This window comes from Arcobacter sp. F2176 (genome assembly GCF_004116465.1).
GTDB classification, from domain to species: domain Bacteria; phylum Campylobacterota; class Campylobacteria; order Campylobacterales; family Arcobacteraceae; genus Arcobacter; species Arcobacter siniprincipis.
In genome coordinates, this window is sequence record NZ_PDJV01000014.1 from 55,419 (window position 1) to 65,235 (window position 9,817).

Sequence of the window (9,817 nt, forward strand, 5' to 3'; positions counted from 1 at the left end):
GTTTATTTGTACCGCCATTATTTTCTCTGATTTAATTATCAGTCTTGACATCATTGAGATGTTTTTTATTTTTCTCTTCTGATAACTTAAATGATTCTATTATAGAACTATCTGTATCACTTATCAAACTATCTAAATCTTCTTGTGTACTCTTATTTTGTTTATCTGGTTCATACTCTATTATTCTTGGTTTTATCTCTTCACAGTTTTGATTCTTTGATTCTAATACATTATCTGTCAATGATGAAAAATTGTACATCAATTGATAATAATTTACTATTCTATTATATTCTATTTCTATTAATGTTTTTACTGATTCAAATAACTCATCTTGTGCATTTAATATATCTATAAAGGTTCTTGTCCCTGCTGAAAATTGCTCTTTATATATATCTACTATATTTGTATTTGCTTTTACATACTCTTCTATCTCATTTATTCTTGCTTTATATCTCTCATTTTTCCCATACAATGATTTTACATTTGAAACTATCTCTCCTGTAATATCGTCAAGATTCTTCTTCTCTTCATTTAGAAATATCTTCTCTTGTTCTGTTGCTATTTTATTTTTATTCCCATTATACAAATTCCAGTTAAGGTTCAATCTTGCTGCAACATTTTTTGTTGTTCCATCTCCTAACAAATCTATATCTTTATCATATGATGCTCTTAATTCAAAGTTTAACTTTGGTAAAAACTCCCCTTTTGCTTGTGCTATCTTCTCTCTTTGTGCTTTTATCTTCTCTATTTGTTCTTTTATTTTACTATTATTTAATACTGCCCGTTTCACAGCATCTTCTATTGTTTTTGGTACTTTTTTCTCATCTATTATTGGTCTACAAACCCTTCCTTTTGGCTCTTTCCCTACATATCTTCTATATGATGCTATTGCTGTATCTTTTTTATCTTCTTCATCTATATATTTGTTTTTTACCAAATGCAATTTTGACGATACTTGATAAGTCTCTAATATCTCTCCACTTATCTTCTCATTTTCTTTTGCTATAATCATATTATCTTCATTTACTTTTACCATATTTTTGGTTACTCGTAATATCTCTTCACTTTTTACTAAATCTGTATATACTTTTATTGATTCTAACACTGTTGATTCTATTGCATCAAAGCTTCTATATTTATTTGACAAATCCTCGTATCTTGATTGTGCTACTTGCGATGGTGTTATCCCTCCATCATACAAATATTGTTTTAGAATTAGTGTTGCTAGCATCCCATCTTGTGTCGTCCATTCTCCATCTGTATTTGAACTCTTCCTATCTTTATTATCCCTTGATCGTTCTATATATGTCTCTAAATCTAAAGTTGGCAAGTAATTACCCTCTCTATCATCTACATATTTACTGTATCCTTTTTGATTTTCTAATTCTGCTTGTACTGTTGGATTATTTATTAAAACTTTTGATACTGTATCTTTTAAACTTACAGCATTTAATTCAATTGAGAATAAGGAAAAAGCAAAAATAATAAAGAATAGTTTTTTCATAGATTTCCTTAAGACAAAACATACATATAATTTATTTTATTATATAATAATATGAATTATAGCAAAACTAGGTTAATAAATGATTACGAATAAGTTACATAATATCAATAATAACATTTTACTTGATAAAATTCTAAAAGATATAAATATCCTATACATAGAAGATGAACTTAACATTAGAATGAATATATCCAAAACATTAAAACTTATTGTAAACAATGTTTTTGATCTTCCTGATACAGTTCATGCCCTTGATATATTAAATAACAATAAAATAGATTTAATTATTTGTGACATAAACTTGCCAAAACAAAATGGAATAGATTTTATTAAAATAGTTAGAGAGAAGTTTCCAAAATTTCCAACTATTTTATTAAGTGCTTCAACTGATAAAAAATATTTATTGGAAGCTACAAGATTAAAATTGATTGATTACTTAGTAAAACCAATTGATTTTGTTGTTCTTCAAAATGCCTTACATAAAGTTGCCCTTGAAATATTAGAAGAAGGCAAATATGTCCTTAAATTTAAAGATGATATTTTTTATAACTATATAGAAAAGAAGTTATATAAACATAATATTGAAAATGCAATTCCTTTAACATCAAATGAAATATTATTATTAGACTTTTTAATAATTCATGACCAAAGACTTATTTCACAAGAAGAAATAAAAGCTACTATTTGGGAAGACGAAGAGTATGCAACTGATTCTGCGTTAAAAAACTTGATTAGTAAATTACGAAAAAAAATAGGTAAAAATAGTATTATCAATACATCTGGATTTGGATACAAAATAGACTATAATAATTAATTCTCTACTATAGACTATTTGTTACAAAGTTTGTTTATCAGTCTTGACATCATTGAGATGTTTTTTATTTTTCTCTTCTGATAACTTAAATGATTCTATTATAGAACTATCTGTATCACTTATCAAACTATCTAAATCTTCTTGTGTACTCTTATTTTGTTTATCTGGTTCATACTCTATTATTCTTGGTTTTATCTCTTCACAGTTTTGATTCTTTGATTCTAATACATTATCTGTCAATGATGAAAAATTGTACATCAATTGATAATAATTTACTATTCTATTATATTCTATTTCTATTAATGTTTTTACTGATTCAAATAACTCATCTTGTGCATTTAATATATCTATAAAGGTTCTTGTCCCTGCTGAAAATTGCTCTTTATATATATCTACTATATTTGTATTTGCTTTTACATACTCTTCTATCTCATTTATTCTTGCTTTATATCTCTCATTTTTCCCATACAATGATTTTACATTTGAAACTATCTCTCCTGTAATATCGTCAAGATTCTTCTTCTCTTCATTTAGAAATATCTTCTCTTGTTCTGTTGCTATTTTATTTTTATTCCCATTATACAAATTCCAGTTAAGGTTCAATCTTGCTGCAACATTTTTTGTTGTTCCATCTCCTAACAAATCTATATCTTTATCATATGATGCTCTTAATTCAAAGTTTAACTTTGGTAAAAACTCCCCTTTTGCTTGTGCTATCTTCTCTCTTTGTGCTTTTATCTTCTCTATTTGTTCTTTTATTTTACTATTATTTAATACTGCCCGTTTCACAGCATCTTCTATTGTTTTTGGTACTTTTTTCTCATCTATTATTGGTCTACAAACCCTTCCTTTTGGCTCTTTCCCTACATATCTTCTATATGATGCTATTGCTGTATCTTTTTTATCTTCTTCATCTATATATTTGTTTTTTACCAAATGCAATTTTGACGATACTTGATAAGTCTCTAATATCTCTCCACTTATCTTCTCATTTTCTTTTGCTATAATCATATTATCTTCATTTACTTTTACCATATTTTTGGTTACTCGTAATATCTCTTCACTTTTTACTAAATCTGTATATACTTTTATTGATTCTAACACTGTTGATTCTATTGCATCAAAGCTTCTATATTTATTTGACAAATCCTCGTATCTTGATTGTGCTACTTGCGATGGTGTTATCCCTCCATCATACAAATATTGTTTTAGAATTAGTGTTGCTAGCATCCCATCTTGTGTCGTCCATTCTCCATCTGTATTTGAACTCTTCCTATCTTTATTATCCCTTGATCGTTCTATATATGTCTCTAAATCTAAAGTTGGCAAGTAATTACCCTCTCTATCATCTACATATTTACTGTATCCTTTTTGTTGTTGCAACTCTGCTTGAATAGTAGGGTTATTAATCATTACAGCAGATACTGTTTCTTTTAAACTTACGGCATTTAAACTTAAATTTACAACTAACATTGTAATTAAAAATAAAAAGAATCTATTTTGCAAAGTATTTCCTTATAAGTAGAGTAAAATAATAATATATATTATTATAACCTAAAAAATCCAATTTGAGACTATAAAAATAGTGAAAATTTCAAATTAATAAGTAATTTAATTATTTTTTTTGATTTAAATTACTTTAATTATAATAAATAAAAAATTCATTTAATTATTTATTATAACTAGAAGTAGTATCAAAGTAGTATCAAAAAAGAAAAAATATAAGAGAAATATAGAAAACTAATTATTTTCTATATGGTTTGAAAATAATTAGTAATCGAGGAAGAAGAAGTAAAGCTGAGCATAACATTGCAATCATAACAATTACAGTTAATAATCCAAAATAAATAGTTGGTATAAGATTTGATAAAACTAAAATAGAAAAACCAAGTACTACTACTAAGGTAGTATAATACATAGCATAACCAATACTTGCATGAGATCTTTTCATAGCTTCAATATAATCATGGTCAACTTTAAACTCTTCTTTAAATCTATGTATATAATGAATAGTATCATCAACCCCTATTCCTATACTAATAGCAGCAATTGTTATTGTCATAATATCCAAAGGAATTCCAAGCCATCCCATTATTCCAAATACAATACCAATAGGTACAATATTTGTAATAATAGCAATAAGTGCCACTTTTATTGATCTAAATAAAATAATAAACATCAAGAATAAAATAGCAATTACAAATCCTAAGGTTTTGATTTGAGAATTAAAAAGTGATTGGAGCATATTATTATACAAAACCATAATTCCAGTTACTTTGTAACTTGCTTCACTTTGTGGAATCATTTCTTTTAAATCATTTTTAATCTTATTTAAAAAATCATTTCTTCTAAGATTTGGATTTGAATCTATTATTCTAAGGCTAAATCTAGCTTCATTTTTCTTAATATCTATATAAGGAGACAGTATTAGATTCTTGTATTTTTCAGGTAATTTGTTATATAAAAGAGCTAATTTAAAACCATCAAGAGGCTCACCTTTGTTTAAAGTTTTGCCTATTTTTAATAGTGTTGCTAAAGACTGAACATTACCTACTGAATCTAGGCTTTCTAAATAATTGTGTACTTTCATAATCAAAGCCATCTTATCTTCTGTAAACCAATACTGGGCATCATTTGAAGTTGATTCAAACTCATCTTCAAAAGAGAAATCATCAGAAGAAGACTCTTTTTTAGCTTTCTTTTCAACTTTGAAATCTAAGATAATATCTAATGGTGTTGTTCCACCAAGTTTTTTGTCAATTACTTCCATACCTTTGTATATCTGTGTATCTTTTTTAAAATAATTAATAAAAGAATTCTCAACTTTTAATTTTGTAGTTCCAGTTAAACTAAAAACAATAATCAAAGCTGTTCCAATAAAAATGTATTTTGATTTATTTTCTACTATATATGAACTAAAAGAAGTCAAAGAAGAATGATTTTCAAGTTTTTTGTGGGGTCTTTTTATCTCACTCATTATTAAAATTGTTGGAAAAACAATAAATGAAATAAACAAAGACATTGCAATACCTGCACTCATCATCCAACCAAGATTTATAACAGGTACAATTCCAGAAAATACCAATGAACCAAAACCAGCAATAGTGGTGATAATTGCAAAAAACGATGGATTTAATTTTGATAGAATTGTGTTAATTACTAATTTATATTGACTAGCATGTACAAATCTTCCGCTTAACTCTCTATATCGTACTATAAGATGTAACACAATTGAAATAGTAATTATTAACTGTAACGCAATAAAATTAGATGAGATAACAGTAATCTCCCAACCAAATAGCCCCAATATTCCTGAAGTTGCAATAACGGATAATATACAAATTAATATAGGTAGAGTTATCCAAATAACTTGTCTAAATATTACCCATAAAACAAAAATCAAAATAAATACAAGCGTAGTTCCATAAACAGCTAAATCATTTTTTACAAAGCTAATAACATCATTAGCAATCATACTAGTTCCACCAAGGAATAGTGTTGCTTGATTGTCATATTTTTTTATTATTGTTCTTACATCTAAAATATTTTGATGTTCTGCTTTTCTAAGTTTATCTCTATATATTTTGAACTCATTTTTTACGCTCTCAAGTTCAATAGCCTCAGGGTTAGTAATAGTTCCATCCCTTTGTTTTTTAATTAAAGCATTTCTTTTGTCCAAAAAGTCAAAATATTCATCATCTCTAATTAGATTTATAACTACTGATGTGGTTTTAAAATCACTACTTACAAGGGCATTTTTATACAAAGGACTTGTAAGAAATTCTTTTTTTGCAAGTTTCTTATCGACATCTTTATCTTCTAAAAGATTTACCTTATCAACAAGGTCTTTTATCTCTCTAACAGGTGATTCGAGCATAGGAACAGTTAAAATTGATGTTACTAATTCTACTCTTGGGAGTTTTTCTAAATCACTTGAAATATCTCTTATCAAATCTAAACTACTCTTTGATAATAAGTCATTTTTAGGACTTACAGTTAAAACTAAAATATCCCTATTTTTATATCTTTTATTAACTTCTCTTGTTAGTTTTAGGTCTTTGTCATTTTCTAAAAGTAGCGTTTCTGAAGAGGCATCTATTTGTAGTTTTGTAGCGTAGTATCCTAAAAAAGATATAAGTAAAAGAAGAGCTACTAAAACTTTTTTAGGATTGTTTAAGATAAATTTATCAAAAAATGATTTCATTAATTATTTGTTTTTGTATTTAAAGTAAGCAATAAATCTTTAAAACTTTTATTTTTCAAATATCCAGCAAACTGTTGTCTATATGTTTGCATAATACTAACTCCGATAATATTTACATCATAAATAAGCCAATCATCATTTGATTTTTTATAAAATTTGTACTCTATCTCATACTTTTCATCTTTTCCAATTAGATATGTTATTAGTCTAATTCTTTTGGGATTTAATTTATCTATACCATCAATTTGTATTTTTTGATTTGTATAAAGATCCAGTTTATCAATATATGAGTTTTTTAATTTTGTTTCAAAAAGCTTTGTAAATTCAGCTTTTTCATCACTTGATAAACTATTCCAATCTTTTCCCAATGCAATTTGAGACATAACATTATAATCAAAAAGAGCATCCATAATAGAAAAAATCTTATCTGTTCTTTCTTTTAGTGTTTTATCTTTTTGTTGTAAAATTAATATAACATTATCAATCTTTTCTTGCATCACATCTTTTATTTTAGATTCTTCAATTGCAAATAAACTCTTTGAAAGAATCAATAATGAGAAAAGTAGAATTAAAAATTTATTGCCTATCATCAAATTATTCCTTAATCTCTTTTTCTCTTTTTTGTTCATAAATATCTCTTAAAAAAGGATATAAATCGATTGCATCTTTTTTAATATCTTGATATCTTCCAATATTAAAAGAGTTTTCATTTAAATGTCTTCCAATAGCCAAATAAGAAGTCTCTTCAGTGTTATTAGGAATTTTATATTTTATAGTATCATCTCCAAAGTTATTTAAAGGAGAAACATACCCATCCGCAACCATTCCAAAAGTATCTCTTAAATTTGAAGGTCCTAAAAGTGGTAAAACAAGAGGAAATCCAGAACCGACTCCATAAAATCCTAAAGTTTGTCCAAAGTCCTCTTTATGTGCTTGCCAATGTAGTTCAGTAGTTGCAGGATCCATAAAACCTAGCAATCCAAAAGTACTGTTTATTAGAAATCTACCCAACTCTTCTGCACTATTTGAAAACTTGAATTGTAATAAATTATTTACAAATCGAATAGGAAAGAAAAGATTATTAAAAAAGTTTGAAACACCAGTTCTAGCAACTTCTGGCATGACCTTTACATATCCTCTTGTTATTGGGTCAAATACATATATATATGCTTTATCATTGAATGAAGTCATTACTCTGTTATAACCACTTAAGGGATCAAAGATCTCAGTTTTTGGTTCACTAAATTCATTAGAAAAATCTACTGTTCCACTATCATCGGAAGCCAATGCGAAATTTAATAATAAAACTAAACTAAAAATAATCTTTTTCAAATACTTATCCTATTCTTTTATGTTATTGTGCGATTATATTATAAATTTCATAATTACTTCATAAAGTGATATTTATAATAATTATTTCTAAGTTATTGGCTTAATTTAACTTGTGATTAAATTCTGGAACTATTTCTTTTAATACTTTTATTTTATCTTCGCTTACTAAAAGTTCTTCAATCTTTTTATTTAATAGCTCTATATCAAACAATGTAGAACTTGCAACTGTAATTGAGTCATAATCTGTGTTCTTATCACTGTCATTTATAAGTAACTCTTCATATAACTTTTCACCTGGCCTTAAACCGCAATACTCAATTTGTATATTTTCTCTACCGCTTAGTTCTATCATCTTTTTAGCTAAATCAACTATTTTTATAGGTTCACCCATATCTAATATAAATATTTCCCCGCCTTTTCCTATACTTGCTGCTTGTAGAACAAGTTCACAGGCCTCAGGGATGAGCATGAAATATCTAGTAATATCAGGATGAGTTACTGTAATAGGGCCACCTGAATCAATTTGTGATTTAAACTTAGGAATAACACTTCCACTACTTCCTAAAACATTACCAAATCGTACAGCTACTATTTCAGTAGAATTAGAAACCACATTTTGGGCATAAAGTTCACAAATACGCTTTGTAGTTCCCATAACATTTGTAGGACGTACTGCTTTATCAGTAGATATTAACACAAATTTCTCAACCCCATATTTTATAGATAAATCTATGCAGTTTTTGGTTCCTATTATATTATTTGATATTCCTTCTAAAATATTATCTTCTACCAAAGGTACATGCTTATAAGCTGCTGCATGTATTACTATTTGGGGTTTGTATTTTTTAAATGTATTTTCAATAAAACCAAAGTTTCTAACCGTTTGCATAACTGAAACAACATTGTCACTACTTAACTCTTCAGTTATTTGATAAAGATTAAATTCACTATGATCTAATAAAATAAGTTGTTTTGCACCAAATTTTTTACACTGTCTTGATATTTCACTACCTATACTTCCTCCAGCCCCAGTAATTAATACTACTTTATCTTTTATAAAATTTTCTATTTTGTCTTTATCTAAATCTTTAGGATGTCGGGCTAATAAATCTTCTACAGAGATATCTTTTAACTGTGTAGAGTAATCTTTTTCTTGTAGTATTTCACTCAAAGATGGAAGTATTTTAATCGTCTTAAAATATGGACTTAACTCATCATAAATAAATTTTATTCTACTTTTACTTGCGCTTGGCATTGCTATTACCAAAAGGTCATATTTTTGCATCTGAATTATTTTTTTTAACTTAGATTTAGAAAGTATTTGTATACCATCAATACTTCTTTTTTGAAGTGTTTTAGAATCATCTATAAAATATTTTATATTATATTGACTATTTCTATACTCTTCACCTAATTTTGTTCCAGCTTTTCCTGCTCCATAAATCACTATTCTTTTATCTTTTACTACTTTGCATTTATTTACAAAGTAGTTATATGAATACATCAAAAAGTTTATACAAAAAAGATATAAAAAAAGCTCACTTGCAAGAAGAGCAAATCGAACTTCTCCATAATATATTGGTAAGTAAACAACAAAAGCTGCAAGGTAAACTATACTTTTGATTAAAAATGTTCGTGTAGTAGATTTGCTCCAAGATAATGAATAGTCTTTATAAATCAAAAATGAAGCAATAATTCTTATACATATAACACCTATAATAATATTTATTTGTGCTTTTTGATGAAATATAAAAAAAGTCCAATAAAATGTAATAAAACTTAAACCTATAATTACTAAAATATTTAAAACTCTTTTATCTAAAGTTAACATTATTCAAAAGCCTTTTTTTTATCTACAAAATATATACTAGCATACAAAAGAATAAGAGATATAATAAATGCTAAAAAAATATTTGAAACAAAGAATACAAAAAAAAAAAAAAATAAATTGAAAAAGATAAAG

Annotated in this window: 7 protein-coding genes; 1 reads left to right on the forward strand and 6 read right to left on the reverse strand. The window is 26.5% G+C overall.

The window, feature by feature from the left end:
* Positions 1 to 31: 31 nt before the first annotated feature.
* Entirely contained in the window at positions 32 to 1,504 is a 1,473-nt protein-coding gene (locus tag CRU95_RS12400; protein WP_129101427.1) for a TolC family protein, read from the reverse strand.
* A 79-nt stretch (positions 1,505 to 1,583) separates the two neighbouring features.
* Here CRU95_RS12400 and CRU95_RS12405 point away from each other — a divergent pair, with 79 nt between their 5' ends.
* Positions 1,584 to 2,318 (forward strand): response regulator transcription factor, encoded by a 735-nt coding sequence (locus tag CRU95_RS12405; RefSeq protein WP_129101428.1) that lies wholly within the window; start codon positions 1,584 to 1,586, stop codon positions 2,316 to 2,318.
* A gap of 21 nt (positions 2,319 to 2,339) precedes the next feature.
* Here the strand turns inward: CRU95_RS12405 and CRU95_RS12410 are convergent, their stop codons facing one another.
* The 5 genes from CRU95_RS12410 to CRU95_RS12430 form a co-directional block, all read right to left on the reverse strand.
* Complete coding sequence (locus CRU95_RS12410) at positions 2,340 to 3,824, reverse strand: TolC family protein (RefSeq protein WP_129101429.1); 1,485 nt, start codon at positions 3,822 to 3,824, stop codon at positions 2,340 to 2,342.
* A 238-nt stretch (positions 3,825 to 4,062) separates the two neighbouring features.
* Complete coding sequence (locus CRU95_RS12415; protein ID WP_129101430.1) at positions 4,063 to 6,522, reverse strand: RND family transporter; 2,460 nt, start codon at positions 6,520 to 6,522, stop codon at positions 4,063 to 4,065.
* A complete protein-coding gene (locus CRU95_RS12420; RefSeq protein WP_129101431.1) occupies positions 6,522 to 7,112 on the reverse strand; it encodes an ABC transporter substrate-binding protein in 591 nt (196 codons plus the stop codon). Before CRU95_RS12420 ends, CRU95_RS12415 begins: the two co-directional genes overlap by 1 nt.
* A gap of 4 nt (positions 7,113 to 7,116) precedes the next feature.
* Positions 7,117 to 7,854 (reverse strand): VacJ family lipoprotein, encoded by a 738-nt coding sequence (locus CRU95_RS12425; RefSeq protein ID WP_129101432.1) that lies wholly within the window; start codon positions 7,852 to 7,854, stop codon positions 7,117 to 7,119.
* A gap of 100 nt (positions 7,855 to 7,954) precedes the next feature.
* Positions 7,955 to 9,685: a nucleoside-diphosphate sugar epimerase/dehydratase gene (locus CRU95_RS12430; RefSeq protein ID WP_129101433.1), complete on the reverse strand. Its 1,731-nt coding sequence runs from the start codon at positions 9,683 to 9,685 to the stop codon at positions 7,955 to 7,957.
* Positions 9,686 to 9,817: the final 132 nt, after the last annotated feature.

Coding starts and splice junctions, on each gene's coding strand:
- CRU95_RS12420 (WP_129101431.1), bottom strand. CDS start 7,112: ATGATAGGCAATAAATTTTTAATTCTACTTTTCTCATTATTGATTCTT.
- CRU95_RS12405 (WP_129101428.1), top strand. CDS start 1,584: ATGATTACGAATAAGTTACATAATATCAATAATAACATTTTACTTGAT.
- CRU95_RS12400 (WP_129101427.1), bottom strand. CDS start 1,504: ATGAAAAAACTATTCTTTATTATTTTTGCTTTTTCCTTATTCTCAATT.
- CRU95_RS12430 (WP_129101433.1), bottom strand. CDS start 9,685: ATGTTAACTTTAGATAAAAGAGTTTTAAATATTTTAGTAATTATAGGT.
- CRU95_RS12415 (WP_129101430.1), bottom strand. CDS start 6,522: ATGAAATCATTTTTTGATAAATTTATCTTAAACAATCCTAAAAAAGTT.